Below are 18,484 nucleotides of genomic sequence, written 5' to 3'. Positions count from 1 at the left end.
AAGTCTATTCCTGCGCGTGGCGCCGCTGCTCCGCGAGCTCCGCCAACGTTGCGGCCATCGCAGGGATGTTGGGCACACTCACCCGCGCCGCGGTCTCGCCGTCGCCGACGTGGATGCCGAGATCCTGCGACTGCAGGCTTCGCAGGGCATCCTCGTCGGTGGTGTCATCGCCAGCGAACAGCACGGCGTCGGCGTGGACCCGCTCGCGAAGGTTCGCGATGGCGCTGTCTTTGCCCTCGTGACGGAACGCATACTCCACGATCTTCTTGCCGGTCCGGCGCCGCCAGTCGGGAGCTGCGCCGGCGACCATCTCGTCGACGGCAGCGGCTGCCTTCTCGCCGGCCTCCTCGGTGGCATTGCGGGTGTGGACGCCGAACCCAAAGGTCTTCGGCTCGATCCAGACGCCCTCGTAGTCCGAGGCGATCTCTTCGGCACGAGCGCGCAGCAGATCGCGCAGACCCCGCTCCGCGTCATCCTCGGCGGGTTCGACGGGGCCCTCGCCCGGGAACCAGTACTCGGCACCGTGCGAGGCGGCCAGGGTGATCGGCGAGTCGTCGGTGTGCTCGGCGATAATCCGCAGGTCGATAAGGCTCCGTCCCGACACCAGGGCCACGACAGTGTTCGGCAGCGCGGCCAGCGCATTGACCGCGTCGCGCGCCGCGGGCAGCATCCGGGCCGTCATGGGGTCTTCGACGTGCGGCGAGAGCGTGCCGTCGAAGTCGAGGGCGACCAGCAGGGTCGGGACACCCGCGACAGTAGCGAGAGCTTCACGCACCTCGGGGGCAACAGCGTCGGAAACGGGATGGGCGTCGGGAGTCGTCATCTCGGGCTTTCGGGTTCGGACGTGGGGGTGTCTCAGCGCTTCGCGGCGGCGAGCGCTTCCAGGAAGGACTTGGACCAGTCACTGACGTCGTGGTCGAGCACGCGCCGTCGCAATGATCGCATCCGTCGCCCCTGCTCAGCACCGGGCATTTCGATCGCGCGCATGATCGCGTCCTTCATGCCACCGATGTCATGCGGGTTGATGCGGATCGCCGACCCCAGTTCGTCGGCGGCACCGGCGAACTCGCTCAGCAGCAGCACCCCGCGGTTGTCGATGCGGCTCGCGACATACTCCTTTGCGACCAGGTTCATGCCGTCGCGCAGTGCCGTCACGAGCATCACATCAGCTGCCAGGTAGAGCGCGACCATCTCTTCGCGCGGGAACGCCTGGTGCAGGTAGCGGATGGCGGTGTGATCCATGGTGTCGAAGTCACCGTTGATGCGGCCGACAGTCAGTTCGATCTCATCGCGCAACTGGATGTAGGCCTCGACGCGTTCGCGGCTGGGGCTCGCGACCTGCACGAGCGTCGCGTCCTCGACGCTGAGCCTGCCGTCTTGGAGGAGCTCGCCGAACGCCTTCAGGCGGTGGCGGATGCCCTTCGTGTAGTCCAGCCGGTCGACGCCGAGCATCACGGTCTTGGGGTTGCCGAGGCTCTCGCGGATCTCCTTGGCGCGTGCCTGGATCTCGGGCCGCTGGGCGAGTTCGATGTACGACTCGGCATCGATCGAGATCGGGAACGCCTTGGCGAGGACGTTGCGCGTACTGCCGTCCTCAAGAGGCACGGTGATGCCCGAGGCCTTGGTCGTGTAGTGGAACTGGCGACGCACGGCGCGGGCGAAGTTGCCGGCATCCGCCACCCGCTGGAAGCCGACGACATCGGCCCCGAGGAGCCCCTCGAGTACCTGACGTCGCCACGGCAACTGTGAGAACAGGCCATATGCCGGGAAAGGGATGTGGTGGAAATAGCCGATCGTGAGGTCGGGCCGCATCGAGCGCAGCATCGCCGGCACGAGTTGCAGCTGGTAGTCCTGAACCCAGACCGTCGCACCCTCGGCGGCGGCGTCGGCCGACGCTTCGGCGAAGCGCCGGTTCACATCGACGTAGGCATCCCACCACACGCGGCGATACCGGGGAGCGGCGATCACATCGTGGTACAGGGGCCAGATCGTGTCGTTCGAGAACCCCTCGTAGTAGTTCTGGATCTCCTCGGCACTGAGGGTGATCGGCACCAGATGCGTGCCCTCGAAGTCGAACGGCTCCAGGTCGAGGCCCGGCTTGCCGGCCCACCCGACCCAGGCACCTTCGGCCTTGCGCATCACGGGCTCGAGCGCTGTGACCAGACCACCCGGAGAGCGCCGCCATCCGCCGTCGTCATCACGGTCCACAGGGAGGCGGTTGGCAACGACGACGAAATCAGCTTGCGACACGCGAGCTCCTTCACAGTGGCGGACGCGGGCGCTCCCAGGCTAGCTGCTTCACCGGGTTGCAGGCCGGGGGTGGACAGCGGCGAGCTGATGTGTACCGTGGTTCGCATGGGCAAGTACCTCTTCGGAACCGGCATCATCGGAGCAGTCATCTCGGGCTTCTCGCTCCTTCGCGCGCTCCGGGAGGAAACATTCACGTGGCGAACCGCGCTGGCATGGATCAGCTGGGCCATCACTGTCGCACTGGCTGTCGGGGCGATCATCGACATGCGTCGCATCGACCAGGGCAAGCCGGTCCCCGCCGACTCCCCCGCCGCGCGGCGCCTCAAGGACTAGGCGGCGCTGATCCCGCTCAGCGCTTGAGGATCAGCGCGTCGCCCTGACCGCCGCCCCCGCAAAGCGCGACTGCGGCGGTCCCACCCCCGCGGTGCAGCAGTTCATACACGGTGTGCACGACGAGCCGGTTGCCCGAGGCGCCGATCGGGTGACCGATCGCGATGCCGCCACCGTGGATGTTGACGACCTCGTCGGGGAGGCCGAGCTCTGCTTGAGAGCGCGCAACCACGGCACCGAATGCCTCGTTGATCTCGACGAAGTCCAGGTCGGAAGCGGTGATCCCCTCTCGCTCGCAGGCGGCGAGGATCGCCCGGGCGGGCTGGGCGTGAAGGGTGTTGTCGGGGCCAGCGACCTGACCCGCCGACCCGATGACGGCGAGCACGGGCCAGCCGTTCTCGTCGGCGTGCGCTCGGCTCGTGACAATCACGGCCGAGGCGCCGTCGGAGATCTGTGACGAGTTGCCCGCCGTGATCGACCCGTCTTTCGAGAAGGCAGGACGGAGGCCGGCGAGGGTATCGACTGTCGTCTCGGCACGGATGCCCTCGTCTCGCGTCACCAGCTTCGGGTCGCCCTTGCGCTGCGGAATCTCTACGGGAACGATCTCGTCGGCGAACACGTCTGCTTCCCACGCGGCAGCTGCGCGCTGGTGGGAGCGGGCGGCGACGGCATCCTGATCTTCGCGCGTGACCTCGTAGCGGGCGTTGTGTCGCTCTGTCGAGCCGCCCATGCTCTCGCGGTCGAACGCGTCAGTCAGACCATCGTGGGCCATGTGGTCGAGCACCTCGATGGATCCGTACGACCAGCCCTCGCGCGAGCCCATGAGCAGATGCGGCGCCTGCGACATCGACTCCATGCCCGCCGCGACGACGACCCGGGCATCTCCGAGGCGCACCATGCGGGCGGCGTCGATGACGGCAGTGAGGCCCGACAGGCACACTTTGTTGATCGACGATGCGTGAACATCCCAGCCGATCCCGGCGCCGATCGCGGCCTGGCGGGCAGGGTTTTGTCCCGCACCCGCGGGAAGCACCTGGCCGACCAGAACGGCGTCGACGACCTCGGGGCCGATCCCGGCCTTCTCGAGCGCACCGCGGATCGCGATGCTGCCGAGGGCGGTGGATGGCAGCGATGACAGCTGCCCCTTCAGGCGGCCCTGCGGGGTGCGTGCGGCGCCGACAATGACGACATCCTCGTGGTTCATGCCTCCACCTTAAGGTTGCTCGACACGGTGATCTCGGGCTCGGTCGCAGCAACGACATCCTCGACGCTGACGCCGGGCGCAAGCTCGACGAGCACGAGTCCCTGGGGCGTCACGTCGAGGACCGCCAGGTCGGTGATGATGCGGTCGACCACACCCTTGCCGGTCAGCGGCAGCGAGCAGTCGCTGACGATCTTCGGCGTCCCGTCTTTGGCGACGTGCTCCATCAGAACGATCACCTTCGCGGCGCCGTGCACGAGATCCATCGCCCCGCCGGGACCCTTGACCATCTTTCCGGGGATCATCCAGTTGGCAAGGTCGCCGGATGCCGAAACCTGCATCGCCCCGAGGATGGCGGCGTCGATCTTGCTGCCGCGGATCATCCCGAAGCTCGTCGCGGAATCGAAGAACGCGGCGCCCGGCAGGGTCGTCACGGTCTCCTTCCCGGCGTTGATGAGGTCGGGATCGACGTCAGCTTCCTGCGGGTAGGGCCCCACGCCCAGGATGCCGTTCTCGGACTGCAGCACGACGGTGACGCCGTCTGGGACATAGTTGGGCACGAGGGTCGGCAGGCCGATCCCCAGATTGACGTAGGCGCCGTCGGCGAGTTCCTGCGCGGCGCGGGCGGCCATCTCGTTGCGGGTGAGTGCCATCTCAGGCTCCTTCCGAGGTCACCGAGACAGTGCGTCGCTCGATGCGCTTTTCAATGTCGAGACCCACCTCGACGATGCGGTGGACGTAGACGCCGGGCAGGTGTACGGCATCCGGATCGATCTGACCCGGCTCCACCAGTTCCTCGACCTGCACGATGCAGATCCGGCCGGCCATCGCGGCGAGCGGGTTGAAGTTTCGAGCTGCCTTGTTGAAGACGAGGTTGCCGTGGCGGTCGCCCCGTAGCGCATGGACCAGGGCGTAGTCGGTGACGATCGCTTCCTCGAGCACATACTCGCGCTCGCGACCCGACACCTCGAACGTGCGCACGTCCTTCACCGGTGAAGCGACGGCGACGCCACCGGACCCGTCATAGCGACGCGGCAATCCGCCCTCGGCGACCTGCGTTCCCACACCGGACTGCGTGTAGAACGCGGCGATCCCGGCACCGCCAGCGCGCAGCTTCTCGGCGAGGGTCCCCTGAGGGGTCAGCTCGAGCTCGAGTTCACCCGAGAGGAACTGCCGCTCGAACTCCTTGTTTTCACCAACGTACGACGAGGTCATCTTGCGGATGCGCTTGTCGGCGAGCAGGATGCCGAGGCCCCAGTCATCCACGCCGCAGTTGTTGGACACGATCGACAGGTCGCCGACGCCGCGGGCGTGCAGGGCTTCGATCAGTGCCATCGGGTTGCCCGATAGGCCGAACCCACCGACGGCAAGGGTTGCGCCGTCGGGGATGTCGGCGACGGCCGCGGCCGGCGACTCCCAGGACTTGTCGATCACGGATGAACTCCTTTGGTCTGCCGGTTCGTTCCGGGTCGCCGCATTGCGCCGCACCCGCATGGCCATCGTTGCCGCGCGGCGCGCGCTGACGCCAGCATCCGCTTGCGATGTGGACACCACCGCGACTACCGTCCACATCATGGACACCCATCGATCCGTGCCGGGCGCGCAGGCGATCGCGCGCGCAGCCGCGTTGCTGCGCTTGGTGTCGGCAGGGGGCGCCGCGGGACTGACCGTGTCGGAGTTGGCGCGGCGGGCAGACCTCACTCGGCCGACCACCCACCGGCTCCTCACCGCGCTGCGCCACGAAGGGCTCGTCGACCAAGACGAGGCACGTGGCACCTGGATGCCGGGTCCCGAGCTCTATCTCATGGGCGCGGCCGCGGCATCGCGCTATGACATCACGAGCCTCGCTCGCGACATCGTGCGCTCGCTCGCGGTGCGCACCGAGGAGAGCGCCTTCCTCTCGGTCCGTCGGGGCGACGAGACAGTATGTCTGCTGCGCGAGGAGGGAAGCTTTCCCATCCGCTCGTTCGTGCTGGCTGAGGGGGTGCGGTTTCCTCTGGGCGTCGCCTCGGCGGGACTCGCGATTCTGTCGTTCCTCCCAGACCACGATGTGGACGCCTATTTCGAGCGGCATCCCGAGCTGTCGGAGCGGTGGGGCGTAGCTCACGCCCCACCGCGGCTTCGAGGGCGCCTGCGTGAGACGCACGAGCGCGGCTATGCCGTCAACCCGGGCCTGATCGTGGCGGGGAGCTTCGGGGTGGGAGCTGCGGTCTTCACGCGCGAGGGGCACCCGCAGTGGGCGCTGAGCCTCACGGGAGTCGAGTTCCGATTCGGTCCCGACCGGCTCCCCGAGCTCGGCCGCATCCTGCTTGCCCACGCCCACCAGCTCACGACGCGGGTGGCGGCAGCACGCGGCTGAGACGATTCGGGCGAACGGTGACCCCGTCACCCCACGGGATGCTCGTGCGCAACGAGCGCCCGGACCGCTTCACCGACGACAGCCGCACCCGGCTCACTCATCACGATCGTGTAGTGGTTGAGGTCATCGAGCCGCGTGTGCTTGATGCTCGGATACGCCGCGAGAACACCCTCGAGGTACTCCGGTGCGTAGAGCCCGGGCTCCTCGTTCTGCAGTCCGCGCGGCACCGTGATGAGGGCAGCCGGATGCTGCAGGTCGGCGAGTGCCTCCGGGAGTGCGGATCCCGTGTTCATGTCGACAGTGTCATCGACCATCGTCGCGTAGCTCGTCGCCGGTCGCAGCATTCCCGATCCGTCCTCGACGAGGTCGTAGGCGAAGTAGCTCTCGAGCTCGGGAGACCAGGCGTGCGCGAAGGCGGGGTGTGGGCGCCAGAACTCGAGATAGTCATCGATCGATCCAAACCGCATCGACAGTCGCGCCGCGGTCGGTCCCAGCACGTAGTCGGCGACGGCATCGGCGTCCATACCCGCGGGAACGTCGAGGGGCAGCCCTCCGTCGATGAGCAACAGGCTCTCGACGCGAGACGGATGCCGGTGCGCGAAAACGACCGACACGAAGGCGCCCATCGAGTGCCCGACGACCGGGATGCTCTCGATTCCGAGATCGTCGAGCACAGCCGCCAGGTCGTCGGCGTGGGCCGCGAGACCCGCAGGTCCCGCGACCTCATTGCTGCGTCCGCGCCCGCGAAGGTCGGGGGCGATGGCACGAATCCCGGGGAGCTCTTCGACGACGAACGGCCAAGCCAGGTGCGATGAGGTGACCCCGTGGACGAGGAGCACCTGCGCGGTCTGCGGAGCCACCGGGTCCCAGACACCGACGTGAAGGTCACCCCCGGGGACGGCGACGTCGACAGTGCGATAGGTGTGCGCGCTCATCGTGCGGTCCACCCGCCGTCCATCGTGTATGAAGCGCCAGTGACCATACCGGCTTTGTCGGAGGCGAGCCATCCCGCCAGGGATGCGACTTCGTCCGACTCCACGAGGCGCTTCACGGCGGTCTCGGTGAGCATGATCTTCTCGACGACCTCGTCTTCGGGAATCCCGTGCACCTTGGCCTGATCGGCGATCTGCTTCTCGACGAGCGGTGTTCGCACGTAAGCCGGGTTGATGCAGTTGCTGGTGACGCCGTGCGGCCCGCCCTCGAGCGCCGTCACCTTCGAGAGTCCCTCCAGGCCGTGCTTGGCCGACACGTACGCGACCTTGAAGGGACTCGCGCGCAGCCCGTGCGCGCTGGAGATGTTGATGATCCGGCCCCAACCGTTCGCGTACATGTGCGGGAGGGCGGCGCGCACCAGCAGGAACGGCGATTCGAGCATCAGCCGCATCATCATTCGATACGTTCCCGGGTCGAACTCGGCGATGGGGCTCACGCGCTGGATGCCGGCATTGTTGACCAGGATGTCGACCTCGAGGCTCAGGTCATCGAGCGCTTCGGTGTCAGAGAGGTCGACGACCCAGGCTTCGCCGCCGATCTGTTCGGCAGCTGCGTGAGCGGCATCCGCGTTGAGGTCGGCAACGACGACAGTTGCACCCCGGGAGGCGAACTCGGTCGCGCACGCAAAGCCGATGCCACTCGCGCCGCCGGTGACCAGGGCCCGTCGCCCCGCAAGGTCCTTCTCGGTCATCGGGACTCCTTCGTGCTTGTCGGCCCGCCCGTCCGGGGCGCGAGCGCGTTGTCGATAAGGGTTGACATCGACGCCATCACGGCGGGGTCAAGCTCGGCGGGCGGGCGACCCTCGGCATCCCGCTCCCAGAGCAGGAACCGCATGCCGATCAGCTCTCCCATGCCCATGAGTGCCCATGCTGTGACCTCGGGATCGAGCGCGGGGTCGACATCCCCGCTCCCCTGGGCGGCACGGAGCCCCGCTTCGTACCCCTCGACGATGCGGGTGTAGTGCAGTCGCAGTGTTTCGGGTGAGACGAACTCCGCCTCGCGCACAACCCGGTACAGCGCGGGATGCGCGGCCGTGAAACGGAAGAACCCGGCAAAGCCCGCGCGTTCGGCTTCGAGCCGGCTCGACGCTCCAGCCATCGCTTCCGACATCGAGTGCCGAACCCGCCGGTTCAGATCGATCACGAGCGCTTCGAAGATCGCCTGCTTGCTGTCGAAGTAGAGGTAGAACGTTCCGAGGCCGATGCCGGCGCGCTCGGTGATCTTGACGATGGATGCCTCGTGATACCCCTGATCGGCGAATACCGTCTCGGCAGCCTCGAGTAGCCGGCGCCGCGTGGCCTCACCCCGCTTGGTCAGGGGCCGACCCGTGGCCGACGAGACCGGCGTGACATCCTCATCTTCAACGGAAACGCTCATGCGACACCTCCTGAGCCGATGCCACGATCGCACTGGCACGCTCGCGGAGGCGCGACCTGGCCAGCTTGTCGATCGACGACCGAGGCAACCGGTCGACGATCTCGACAGCGATGGGAACTTTGAAGGCGGCGAGGGTGCGCCGCGCGTGAGCAAAGATCTCGTCCTGGGAGACGAGCGCGCCCGTTCGAAGCGTAACGAAGGCGACGCCCCGTTCGCCCCACACCGGGTCGGCGACGCCGACAACGGCCACGCCGGTGACGAGGGGATGCAGACACAGCGCGTGCTCGACCTCGGCGGGGGCGACGTTCTCGCCGCCGGAGATGAAGATGTCTTTGAGCCGATCGACGACGGTGAACACGCCGTCGCGGTCGCGGTGGACGAGATCGCCGGTGCGCAACCAGTCTCCGTGCATGGCCCGGGCCGTGGCATCCGGGTCACCCAGGTAGCCCGCGAAAACGCTCGGCCCTCGCACCCAGAGCTCGCCGGTCGCATCGCCCCGGAGTGGAAGGAGCGTGTCGGGGTCGACGACCTGAACGCTGACGTGCGGGTAGGGCCGCCCTACCGCTCCCTCGTGGCCGTCGGCGACACCGGTCGGGCAGTGCAGCACATTGGGGCCGGCCTCGGTGAGGCCGTAGCCCTGGACCAGCTCAATGCCGCGCGCCTGCCACGCGTCCCGAACCGCGCCCGGAAGTGTCGCCCCACCCACGAGCGCGAGGCGAATCGACGAGAGGTCGCTGGCTTCCCAGCCGCGAGACTCGGCGAGCATCGCGTACTGCGTCGGTACGCCCATCATCGCGGTGACCCGCCGATCTCGGATCAGCTGCAGCACCCGCTCGGTATCGAACGAGCGCTCGAGCACGACGGTCGCCCCACCCCACCATGCGAGGAGCGGCTGACAGTTCCAGGCGGCGACGTGGAACTGCGGCAGGACGGTGAGGACGACATCCCCCTCCCCCAGCGGCAGCGCGCGACCCAGGGCCAGGTTGTTCCAAAAGCAGTTGGCGTGGGTGAGGATGACGCCCTTGGGCGCGGCTTCGCTCCCCGAGGTGAACACGATCAGCAGCGGGTCGTCGTCACGCACCGGCCGGGCCTGCCGAGGATCCCGCGCCGGTGGCACCTCCCGCTCGATCCCTGCGGTGCCCAGCGCGACAAGCAGCGGCGGCTCGGCAAGTTCGCGGATGGCCTCGGCTGCGGATGCCGCGAACTCGTCATCCACCACCAGCAGCTGCGGGTCGCTGCGCCCGAGCGTGTCGACGAGCTCGCGCGTGCTCTGGCGCCACGACAGCGGAACGAACGCGACACCGACCAGTGCGCATCCGAAGAAGAGCACGACATGGTCGATGGAGTTGCCTGCAAGGGTCGCAATGCGTGATCCCGGGCCGAAGCCCGCAGCGGCGAGGCTCCCGGCGAGCTCCCGCGCCCGGTCGGCCAGCTCGCCATAGGTGATCGTCACCCCGCGATCATCGATTGCAACACGATGCGGTGTATGCGCGGCGCGCTCGATCAGCCACCGGCCGATCGTGTGCGACTCGTCTTGTACGTCGTTGCTCACGCTCGAACCTCCGAGGCACCGACCGCGTCGGCATCTGCCTCCGCGTCGTCGATGCTCCGCAGACTATCGCGCACGTGGCGTTCGCCGTGACGACGACGCCACCAGCCGTCGATCGTGCCGGCGATGCCGCCGGGCAGGAACATGACGACGATGATGAACAGCGCCCCGAGCAGGAACAGCGGCTCCGATAGGGGGATGCGCAGGAAGTCGGGCAGCGACGCGATGGCTTCAGAGCCGGCGAGCACTGTGAGCCGCTGATCGAGCAGGGTGTACAGCACTCCCCCGACGATCGCACCCCACCGGAATCCGACGCCACCGAGCACGACCATGACGAGCACCGTGATGGTGAGATCGGCAGAGACGGAGCGCGGAACTGTTCCCGACTGCAGCAGCATGTAGGCGACCCCGGCCAGGCTCGCGAGCACCGCGGCGATCACGAAGACGATGAGTCGCACCCGGTAGGGCCGCAGGCCCAGGACCCGAACGCGCTGCTCGTTCTCGCGGGTGGCCCGGGCGAGGTGACCGAGGCGAGAGGTATCGACCCAGAGCGTCACGAGGTACACGATCACCAAAACCGCTAGGGCGAACCAATACAGGTTGCGCGTGTTGATCACGCCGACGAGGAAGTCGGGAACCTGCTCGGTGTTCAGGCTCAGCCCCTCCTCACCGCCCGTGATCGCGGAGTTGCGGCGCACGAGCACGGAGCCGGCCTGCGCGAACGCGAGCGTGACCATCGCGAAGGGGATTCCCGAGACGCGCATGGCGACCGCGCCCGTGACGAAGGCGATGATCATTCCTCCGATCAGGGCCACGAACACGCCGGGGAACAGGGGTACCCCGAAGTGCTCGAGCGCGATGCCGAGGCCATAGGCACCGGCGCCGAAGTAGAGGGCGTGCCCGAAAGACAGCATCCCGGAGGTCCCCAGCAGCAGGTTGTACGACAGTGCGAGCGAGGCGAACACCATGCACAGCGAGAGCAGCGCGAGGGTGCCGGGCTGGTAGGTGGGGGTCGGAAGGATGCCGGGAATCGAGATGTTCAGCAGCGGCAGAACCGCCATGAAGATCACGAGCCCGACGCCGACGAGGGCCGGCCAGTATCGACGGATGCTCATGCCTTCCTCCCGAGAAGTCCAGAGGGTCGTACGAGCAGCACGACCGCCAGCAGGATGACGACGATGAAGTCTCCGGTGCCGCCGAGGTAGAAGTTCGCGAACTGCTGCAGCACGGCAACCAGCACGGATGCCACCGCCGCCCCAGTCAGCGACCCGAGGCCGCCGACGACCGTGACGATGAACGCGAAGATCAGCAGCGTCGATCCGAGGTGCGCCGAGACGAAGGTCGAGTAGTGCATCGCCAGCACGCCGCCGATGCCGGCAGCTGCCCCACCGATCGCGAAGACGAGGGTGAACGAGCGCCTAACGTCGATCCCGAGAGCCGTCACCATCGAGCGGTTCTCGACGCCGGCGCGGATGATCATGCCGTACCGCGTCTTCTTGAGGAACAGCACCAGTGCTGCCAGAACGAGTCCGGCGGCGAGCATCAGGATCCAGTACACGTTGGGGATGCGTGCACCGAGGATCTCGGTCGTTTCTTTGAGCCACGGCGGCCCCGAGATCGGAATGGCGTCAGTGCCCCACACCCCTTCGAACAGGGCGACGGCAGCAAAGGAGAGTCCTACCGTGACGAGCACTTGCTCGATGTGTCGCTCGTAGAGGGGGCGGATCAGGACGAGTTCGGTGAGAGTCGCGAAAACGGCACCGACGGCGGCGCCGACCAGGATTGAGACCAGGAACGACCACCAGGACTCGGTCCCGAGCGCCTGCGCGACCATCCATCCGAGGAAGGCGCTGAGGGTCAGGAACGCACCGTGCGCGAAGTTGAGGACGTGCATGAGGCCATAGATGAGGCTCAGCCCCGAGGCGACGAGGAAGTAGAGGGCGCCGAGACCGACACCGGTCACGAGCGTCAGGATGATGGTGCTCACGAGTGCGCCTCCGAGGATGGTGCGGTTCCGGCATCCGCCTGCCGCTCGGCGTGGACACCGAGCAAGCGCTGGGTGAGGTCCTCGTCGTCGAGGATCTCGCGGGCGGGTCCGACGTGGACGACGCGGCCGCTGTCGATGACGATCGCATCGTGCGCGAGGCGCTTCACGACCTCGAGGTTCTGTTCGACCAGCAGGATCGGCACCGTCTTGGCAGCCTCTTCGAGGGCGTCAGCCACCTCGGTCACGATCTTGGGGGCAAGGCCCTTCGTCGGCTCATCGACCAGCAGCAGTTTGTTGTCGTTCATGAGCGCTCGGGCAACCGAGACCATCTGCTGCTGTCCGCCCGAGAGCGTGCCGGCCATCTGGTCGCGACGGTTCACGAGGTCGGGAAAGAGCTCGGCGACGAACTCGCGGCGCGGATTGCGCTGCCTTTCGGCCAGCGCAAGATTCTCGGCGACCGTGAGTTTGGCGAACACCTCGCGGTCTTCTGGAACGTACCCGACGCCGCGCTGGACGATCCGGTGGGTGGCAAGTCCGTCGATCCGCTCGCCCGCGAGCCGCACCTCGCCCCGGCGATGGATGAGACCCAGGATGCCGCGCAGCGTCGAGGTCTTCCCGACGCCATTGCGGCCGAGGACTGCCGTGATGCCGGTCGCCGGAACCGAGAAGGTCACGCTCTCGACGACAGGTTGCCCCGCGATCGAGCAGCGCAGGTCACTGACTTCGAGGATGGCGCTCATGCGGCGTTCCCGAGGTAGGCGCTCTGCACGAGCGGGTTGGCCATGATCTCGGCGGGTGAGTCGAACGCAATGATCGAGCCGAAGTACATCACGGCAACCTTCTCAACGAGACCCATCAGCACGTCGATGTGGTGTTCGACCATCAGGACCGTGCATCCGGTTCTCTCTTGCAGCTCGCGGATGTTGTCGACAAGGCCCGCGACATCGCCGGATGCCACACCGGCCATCGGCTCATCGAGCAGCACGATCTTCGAATCCATCGCCAGGAGTACCGCGATCTCGAGCTTGCGCTTGTCACCGTGCGAGATGTCTCCCGCTGGCGTCAGGAGCTTGTGTGTCAGGCCCACTTCCTCGAGGTTCTGCAAGGCGCGCCGGGTTGCGGCATCCTTGCTCGCCGGAAAGTGGAAGAGCGAGTAGTCGTGCCCGACAGCCACCTGGGCGGCGAGCCTCACGTTCTCGAGCACGCTGAGCTTGGGAAACAGGCTCGAGGTTTGGAAGGTGCGCCCCAGCCCCGCCCGCGCCCGGGCGGGCACAGACATCCTCGTGATGTCTTCACCGTTCATCAGAACCCGACCTGCTGTGGGGGTCATGATGCCGGAGACGACGTTGAACAGCGTGGTTTTGCCCGCACCGTTCGGCCCGATGACGCCTACCAGGGAACCCGGGGCCACATCGAGGTCGACATCCTTCAGAATTGTCGCGCCGCCGATCTGCAGACCCAGCTTCTCCACCCGCAGGGCAGAGGGAGCCGGATGCTGCGCGGGCGCGGACGGAACCGGAGTGCTCATTGGTTCTCGGCCTTACTGCGCTTCGGCGGGGGCTACCGCGTCGGCAGACACCGTGTCGATCAGCTCGGGAACGAAGCTGCCACCGTCGGCGACGAGCTTGACCTGGTACATCTCCTGCAGCAGCGCGTGGTCACCCGCGCGCACAGTCAGGGTGCCCTTCGGACCGTCGAAGGAGTAGCCCTCGAGGGCCGCGATCATCGCATCGACATCACCCTGGCCCTCGTCGATCGCGTGAACGATCATGAGCGCCGCGTTGAAGCCGTCGGGGCTGAAGAGATCGGGCGTGCAGCCGTCCTCTTCGAGCAGGCTGATCATCTCGGTGTTGACGGCGTTGTCGGGGGCGCCGGGGAAGTAGTAGTTCAGGAAGTTGATCTTTTCCGAAGCCTCACCGTACGCGCCGAACGTCGCGGAGTCGCCGAGGCCGGTGACCACCGGAATCGCGTCGAGCACACCCTGCTGGCTCATCGCCTGCCACATCGCGCCCGAGGTGGCACCTGCCCATGCGACGAAGACGAGGTCGGGGTTGCCTGCGAGCACCTGCTGCGCGAACGGTGTGAACTCCGTGACGTCCTCGGCAACGAGCACCGAGTTGACCGTCGCACCCTGGCCACCGAGGATCGACTCGACCGCGGCGACGTTGCCCTGACCGAACGCGGTGTCCTGTGCGAAGACGGTCACCGTCTTGCCTTCGATGTCGTCGAGGAAGGTGCCTGCCGTCGCAACATCCTGCGAGCTCTGGCGACCCGAGCGGAACGTGTAGTCATTGATGCCGGTGATCCCGTCGGCCGCCGCAGGACCGGAAATGTAGAGAACCTTGTTCTGTTCGGCCTGCTCCGCAACCGCCAGCGCCACACCCGATGATGCCGTGCCAGCGATGATGTTGACGCCGTCACCGATGAGTTCTTTCACGGCGGTCACAGCCTTGTCGGGATCGCCGGCGTCGTCACGGTATTCGACGTTGATCGTCGTGCCGTTGATCTCGTTCGTCCCGTCGGTCGCGTACGACATCCCGGCGCGGAAACCGCACAGGTACTGCTCGCCGTAGCCGGCAAGTGGACCGCTTTCGCTCGAGACGATGCCGACAGTGACCTCGGAGGGTCCCGCCGTCTCGCTGCCACCGGCGTCGCCGCCGTCGGCCTGCGGCGCACAGGCCGCCATAACAAGGGCGCTGGTGGCGACCACCGTGCCCAGGAGCAACTTCTTCGTAACCCGCATGTGCGTGCCTTTCACCGTTGGAAGGGGCATACCTGAAAGCTGATTCAGGTGGCACCTACAGTAGGTCACGGAGTGGCGCGGGGCAAGTCGTGGCAGCGGGATGTCGGCATCCGTTACCCATTCGCGACCGATCGCATTTACATACCTGCGTTATATATCTGAGGTATATAGTCGAGACCGTGACAGACCCCGGCCCCATCGAGACGATCATCAGCGCGGCCTACTCACTGGGTCGCATCGCGGCACACCGCACCGGAAACGACACCCCCGCGGCGCAGTGGCGGGCTCTTGCCACTCTGGAGCGGGAGGGCGCGCTTCGGATCGGCGAACTGGCTTCGGCCGCCCGAACGACGCAGCCCGGGATGACGCGCTTGATCGGCCAGATGGCGGATGAGGCGCTCGTGACCCGCTCCCCTGACCCCGACGACTCACGCGCGACCGTGGTGCGCATCACCGCGGATGGGCGAGGAGCCCTTGCGCGCTGGCGGGCACAGCTGAGCGAGACACTCGCACCCCTGTTCGCCGATCTCACCGAAGACGACCGTGCCGCGCTCGAGCGCACTGCTCAGCTGCTGCGCGAACGCACGATCGAGGTCCCCCTCAACACATCAGGACGGAACCAGTGACCGCATCCACCCACGCCCCGACATCCGCCGCGTCGGTCTGGCGCCAGCCGGCACAGGTGTGGGCCGTTGCGTTCGCCTGTGTCGTCGCGTTCATGGGAATCGGCTTGGTCGACCCGATCCTCCCGGCGATCGCCGCCTCGCTCGACGCGACACCCGTGGAGACCGAGCTGTTGTTCACCAGCTATCTGCTGGTCACGGGGCTTGCGATGCTCGTGACCAGTTGGGTCTCGAGCCGGATCAGCACCAAGGCCACCCTCATGATGGGACTCGGGCTCATCGTGGTCTTCTCTCTGCTGTCGGCGCTGTCCGGCAGCGTCGACGCGATCATCGGCTTCCGCGCTGGCTGGGGACTCGGCAACGCCCTGTTCATCTCCACTGCTTTGGCGACGATCGTCGGGGCGGCCGCAGGTGGCAGCGGCGCGGCGATCGTCCTCTACGAAGCGGCGCTGGGCCTCGGAATCGCGATCGGGCCGCTCCTCGGTGGTCTTCTCGGCGAGGTCAGCTGGCGCGGGCCGTTCTTCGGGGTGGTGGTGCTCATGGCGATCGCCTTCATCGCGGTCGCCGTGCTCGTTCGCGGGACCGGTGAACGGCGAACCCCCATCCCCCTGTCGGCACCGATACGGGCGCTGCGCACCCCCGCCCTTGCCGTGCTTGCTGCCGCCGCGCTGTTCTACAACATCGGGTTCTTCATCCTGCTGGCCTTCTCGCCGTTCCCGCTCGGCTTCGGCGCAATGGGGATCGGGCTGACCTTCTTTGGCTGGGGCGTTGCACTCGCGATCACGAGCGTCTGGGTCGCGCCTGCGCTCGCGCGACGGATGCCTCGCACAGCGATCATGCAGACCGTGCTGGCACTGCTTGCCGTCGACCTGCTGGTCGCCGGGCTGCTGGTCGAGTCGGCGGCGGCTCTGGTCACCTGCATCGTCGTCGGCGGGCTTCTACTCGGCGTCATGAACACCGTGCTGACCGAGTCGGTCATGGAAGCAACGGACCACCCGCGGGCCGTCGCGTCGTCGGCGTACTCTGCTGTCCGCTTCCTCGGCGGCGCCGCCGCTCCCCCGCTGGCCGCCCTGCTGTGGCACGCGTTCTCGGCGAGCCTTCCGTACTTCGTCGCCGCCGTCGCCGTGCTGCTGTCGGGTCTGATCATCCTGCTCGGCCGTAGCACCCTTGCCCGCATCGACCGTCACGTCGCCGACGCGCAGGAGGAAGGTGCGGCAGTGCTCATCGGAGACGCCGGCTGAGGCATCCTGCGGTTAGGTCCGCCCGCAGACAGAAATGCGGCCCGGGGAGAAAACTCTCACCCGGGCCGCCCTCTTCGCGGTTACCCGAATACCGCGAAGGTGTTGCTCTGGTAACGAACCTACCCTTGGCGCGCGCTATGCGAACGCTATGTGAGAGCACTCTCACGCGAGGGGGTCGGATGCAGCGGCGCAGGCATCGCGGAAGCAACACGCGAGAGCGATGACAAGGTGGTGCACCCCCAGGGACTTGAACCCTGAACCCACTGATTAAGAGTCAGTTGCTCTGCCGATTGAGCTAGAGGTGCGGAGGTTTGCGACGGGCAGATTGCACGGCGAACCGAGGGTCAACTCTAGCATCACGATTACGTCACCGAGAAATCGCGGGAGGCGCGGCCGCCTATCCTTGATCCTGTGATGTCCCTCCCCGCGATGAACAGCTTCGACGCACCGTTCAACGGCGATCTTTCGGCAGAGCTCGACCTCGCACTGCGACTCGCGGATGCCGCTGATGCCGTGTCGATGGCCCGGTTCGACGCGGCTGATCTCGACATCCGTGTCAAGCCTGATGCCACGCACGTGACGGAGGCCGACCTTGCCACCGAGCGGGCCATCCGCGACATCCTCGAGGCCGAACGCCCCTCAGACGGGATCTTCGGCGAGGAATTCGGGTCGTCGGGCGATGCGGCGCGGCAATGGATCATCGATCCGATCGACGGGACAGCCAACTACCTCAAGGGCATCCCCATGTGGGCGACTCTCATCGCCCTCGCGATCGACGGCGTTCCCCGCGTCGGCGTCGTGAGCCAGCCCGCGATCGGGCGCCGCTGGTGGGGCGCCACCGGACTCGGCGCGTGGACGGCGACGCCATCGGGCGAGGCGACTCGGCTGCAGGTCTCCGACGTCGACGCCCTTGACCGGGCGAGTGTCAGCTTTCAGAGCATCGGGCAGTGGGACGAGGTAGGCCGCGTCGATGACCTCATCCGCCTGACCCGCGCCGTATGGCGTGATCGCGGATACGGCGACGCCTGGCCTTACATGCTGCTGGCCGAGGGCCGCCTCGAGATGGTCGCCGAGTTCGGTGTGAAGGAGTACGACATCGCTCCCTACGTCCCGATCCTGCAAGAGGCCGGCGGCCGGTTCACGGCTGTCGACGGAACCCACACGCTGAGTGATCGATCCGGGATCGCCACGAACGGCATCCTGCACGACGCCTTTATCGACCTGCTGCGTGGCGACGAGGCGGCGTCATGATCACCCGAGCACCGCGCGCGGCGCTGCTGGCACCGATCCTGCTGGCGGCACTGGTCCTTGCTGCGTGCTCGACAACCCCCACTCCGGAGCCCACGTCGGCAACCACCGAATCCGCCCCGCCCGCAGGGCCGATCGAGACCCCAGATGCCTCCCCCAGCGCGACCGCGGAGGCATCAGCACCGACGTGCGACACCCTCATCTCCTCCTCGCTCGTCGACGAACTCACCAGCTACGGGTGGACCTCACGCGCCGATGACTTCCTCGTCGGCGCGACGGTCGTCGAGGGAGGCCTGCAGTGCACGTGGGCGGACTTCGACGGGCCCGCGACCGACAACCTGCTGCTCTTCGGGTGGGCACCGATCGCCAGCAGCGAGGCAACGCGCCTGCAGACCGAACTCATCGGTCAAGGCTGGCTGCGCGAGGACGGCGCCCAAGGCACCTACATCACGACAGACCCGCAATACGCCGTCGCGGTCGATGAGGACGGGTACGGCATGACCTACCTGTTCGGCGACGGATGGGTGACTGTGGCACTGACCAAGCAAGGCCTCGTGCTGATCGAACGACCCGACGCGTGAGT

Annotated in this window: 20 protein-coding genes and 1 tRNA gene; 6 read left to right on the top strand and 15 right to left on the bottom strand. The window is 67.1% G+C overall.

Features of this window, described 5'->3' with window-relative positions; all coding sequences use genetic code 11:
• Positions 1 to 4: 4 nt before the first annotated feature.
• Both otsB and ACQVDU_RS02105 read right to left on the bottom strand, forming a co-directional pair.
• Entirely contained in the window at positions 5 to 823 is an 819-nt protein-coding gene (gene otsB, locus ACQVDU_RS02110) for a trehalose-phosphatase (RefSeq protein ID WP_443476169.1), read from the bottom strand.
• 32 nt (positions 824 to 855) lie between these two features.
• Positions 856 to 2,250, bottom strand: coding sequence for an alpha,alpha-trehalose-phosphate synthase (UDP-forming) (locus tag ACQVDU_RS02105; protein ID WP_443476168.1), 1,395 nt, complete (start codon positions 2,248 to 2,250; stop codon positions 856 to 858).
• A 105-nt stretch (positions 2,251 to 2,355) separates the two neighbouring features.
• Here ACQVDU_RS02105 and ACQVDU_RS02100 point away from each other — a divergent pair, with 105 nt between their 5' ends.
• Positions 2,356 to 2,583 (top strand): hypothetical protein, encoded by a 228-nt coding sequence (locus tag ACQVDU_RS02100; protein ID WP_292712213.1) that lies wholly within the window; start codon positions 2,356 to 2,358, stop codon positions 2,581 to 2,583.
• A gap of 16 nt (positions 2,584 to 2,599) precedes the next feature.
• Here the strand turns inward: ACQVDU_RS02100 and ACQVDU_RS02095 are convergent, their stop codons facing one another.
• The 3 genes from ACQVDU_RS02095 to ACQVDU_RS02085 are packed head-to-tail and all read right to left on the bottom strand — an operon-like array spanning position 2,600 to position 5,215.
• Entirely contained in the window at positions 2,600 to 3,784 is a 1,185-nt protein-coding gene (locus ACQVDU_RS02095) for an acetyl-CoA C-acetyltransferase (RefSeq protein WP_443476167.1), read from the bottom strand.
• A complete protein-coding gene (locus ACQVDU_RS02090; RefSeq protein ID WP_443476166.1) occupies positions 3,781 to 4,434 on the bottom strand; it encodes a CoA transferase subunit B in 654 nt (217 codons plus the stop codon). Before ACQVDU_RS02090 ends, ACQVDU_RS02095 begins: the two co-directional genes overlap by 4 nt.
• A 1-nt stretch (position 4,435) precedes the next feature.
• A complete protein-coding gene (locus ACQVDU_RS02085; protein WP_443476165.1) occupies positions 4,436 to 5,215 on the bottom strand; it encodes a CoA transferase subunit A in 780 nt (259 codons plus the stop codon).
• Positions 5,216 to 5,354: 139 nt separating this feature from the next.
• Between ACQVDU_RS02085 and ACQVDU_RS02080 the strand changes: the two genes are divergently transcribed.
• Complete coding sequence (locus tag ACQVDU_RS02080; protein WP_443476164.1) at positions 5,355 to 6,140, top strand: IclR family transcriptional regulator; 786 nt, start codon at positions 5,355 to 5,357, stop codon at positions 6,138 to 6,140.
• A 26-nt stretch (positions 6,141 to 6,166) separates the two neighbouring features.
• Here the strand turns inward: ACQVDU_RS02080 and ACQVDU_RS02075 are convergent, their stop codons facing one another.
• From ACQVDU_RS02075 to ACQVDU_RS02035, 9 genes are read right to left on the bottom strand one after another with little or no spacing between them, the layout of a single operon-like run.
• Positions 6,167 to 7,075, bottom strand: a complete 909-nt coding sequence (locus tag ACQVDU_RS02075) for an alpha/beta fold hydrolase (RefSeq protein ID WP_292712203.1) — start codon at positions 7,073 to 7,075, stop codon at positions 6,167 to 6,169.
• The gene (locus ACQVDU_RS02070; RefSeq protein ID WP_292712201.1) at positions 7,072 to 7,824 is read right to left on the bottom strand and encodes a 3-hydroxybutyrate dehydrogenase; all 753 of its coding nucleotides are present in this window, start codon (positions 7,822 to 7,824) and stop codon (positions 7,072 to 7,074) included. Before ACQVDU_RS02070 ends, ACQVDU_RS02075 begins: the two co-directional genes overlap by 4 nt.
• On the bottom strand, positions 7,821 to 8,510 hold the full coding sequence (locus ACQVDU_RS02065; RefSeq protein ID WP_292712199.1) for a TetR/AcrR family transcriptional regulator: 690 nt from the start codon (positions 8,508 to 8,510) through the stop codon (positions 7,821 to 7,823). The genes ACQVDU_RS02070 and ACQVDU_RS02065 overlap by 4 nt, the downstream gene beginning before the upstream one ends.
• The gene (locus ACQVDU_RS02060) at positions 8,494 to 10,062 is read right to left on the bottom strand and encodes a class I adenylate-forming enzyme family protein (RefSeq protein WP_443476163.1); all 1,569 of its coding nucleotides are present in this window, start codon (positions 10,060 to 10,062) and stop codon (positions 8,494 to 8,496) included. The genes ACQVDU_RS02065 and ACQVDU_RS02060 overlap by 17 nt, the downstream gene beginning before the upstream one ends.
• Complete coding sequence (locus ACQVDU_RS02055; protein ID WP_292712195.1) at positions 10,059 to 11,174, bottom strand: branched-chain amino acid ABC transporter permease; 1,116 nt, start codon at positions 11,172 to 11,174, stop codon at positions 10,059 to 10,061. Before ACQVDU_RS02055 ends, ACQVDU_RS02060 begins: the two co-directional genes overlap by 4 nt.
• Entirely contained in the window at positions 11,171 to 12,046 is an 876-nt protein-coding gene (locus ACQVDU_RS02050; protein ID WP_292712193.1) for a branched-chain amino acid ABC transporter permease, read from the bottom strand. Before ACQVDU_RS02050 ends, ACQVDU_RS02055 begins: the two co-directional genes overlap by 4 nt.
• Positions 12,043 to 12,786 (bottom strand): ABC transporter ATP-binding protein, encoded by a 744-nt coding sequence (locus ACQVDU_RS02045; RefSeq protein WP_443476162.1) that lies wholly within the window; start codon positions 12,784 to 12,786, stop codon positions 12,043 to 12,045. Before ACQVDU_RS02045 ends, ACQVDU_RS02050 begins: the two co-directional genes overlap by 4 nt.
• Positions 12,783 to 13,574 carry an ABC transporter ATP-binding protein gene (locus tag ACQVDU_RS02040; protein WP_292712189.1) on the bottom strand — a complete coding sequence of 264 codons (792 nt, stop codon included), beginning with the start codon at positions 13,572 to 13,574 and terminating at the stop codon, positions 12,783 to 12,785. The genes ACQVDU_RS02045 and ACQVDU_RS02040 overlap by 4 nt, the downstream gene beginning before the upstream one ends.
• 12 nt (positions 13,575 to 13,586) lie before the next feature.
• Positions 13,587 to 14,789 (bottom strand): substrate-binding domain-containing protein, encoded by a 1,203-nt coding sequence (locus ACQVDU_RS02035; RefSeq protein ID WP_292712286.1) that lies wholly within the window; start codon positions 14,787 to 14,789, stop codon positions 13,587 to 13,589.
• 179 nt (positions 14,790 to 14,968) lie between these two features.
• On the opposite strand from ACQVDU_RS02035, the gene ACQVDU_RS02030 reads away from it, so the two are divergent.
• Together ACQVDU_RS02030 and ACQVDU_RS02025 are read left to right on the top strand one after the other, a co-directional pair.
• The gene (locus tag ACQVDU_RS02030) at positions 14,969 to 15,415 is read left to right on the top strand and encodes a MarR family winged helix-turn-helix transcriptional regulator (RefSeq protein ID WP_292712187.1); all 447 of its coding nucleotides are present in this window, start codon (positions 14,969 to 14,971) and stop codon (positions 15,413 to 15,415) included.
• Positions 15,412 to 16,653, top strand: a complete 1,242-nt coding sequence (locus tag ACQVDU_RS02025; RefSeq protein ID WP_443476161.1) for an MFS transporter — start codon at positions 15,412 to 15,414, stop codon at positions 16,651 to 16,653. Before ACQVDU_RS02030 ends, ACQVDU_RS02025 begins: the two co-directional genes overlap by 4 nt.
• Positions 16,654 to 16,882: 229 nt before the next feature.
• Here ACQVDU_RS02025 and ACQVDU_RS02020 read toward each other — a convergent pair.
• Positions 16,883 to 16,958 (bottom strand) — tRNA-Lys (locus tag ACQVDU_RS02020).
• Positions 16,959 to 17,067: 109 nt separating this feature from the next.
• Between ACQVDU_RS02020 and ACQVDU_RS02015 the strand changes: the two genes are divergently transcribed.
• Positions 17,068 to 17,904, top strand: a complete 837-nt coding sequence (locus tag ACQVDU_RS02015) for an inositol monophosphatase family protein (RefSeq protein WP_443476386.1) — start codon at positions 17,068 to 17,070, stop codon at positions 17,902 to 17,904.
• Positions 17,901 to 18,482 carry a hypothetical protein gene (locus ACQVDU_RS02010; RefSeq protein ID WP_443476160.1) on the top strand — a complete coding sequence of 194 codons (582 nt, stop codon included), beginning with the start codon at positions 17,901 to 17,903 and terminating at the stop codon, positions 18,480 to 18,482. Before ACQVDU_RS02015 ends, ACQVDU_RS02010 begins: the two co-directional genes overlap by 4 nt.
• Positions 18,483 to 18,484 lie beyond the last annotated feature (2 nt).

Source organism: Microbacterium sp. F2, assembly GCF_052274505.1.
Classification (GTDB): Bacteria; Actinomycetota; Actinomycetes; order Actinomycetales; family Microbacteriaceae; genus Microbacterium.
The sequence above is the reverse complement of the archived record's forward strand: the minus strand, read 5'-3'. Positions and strand labels throughout refer to the sequence as shown.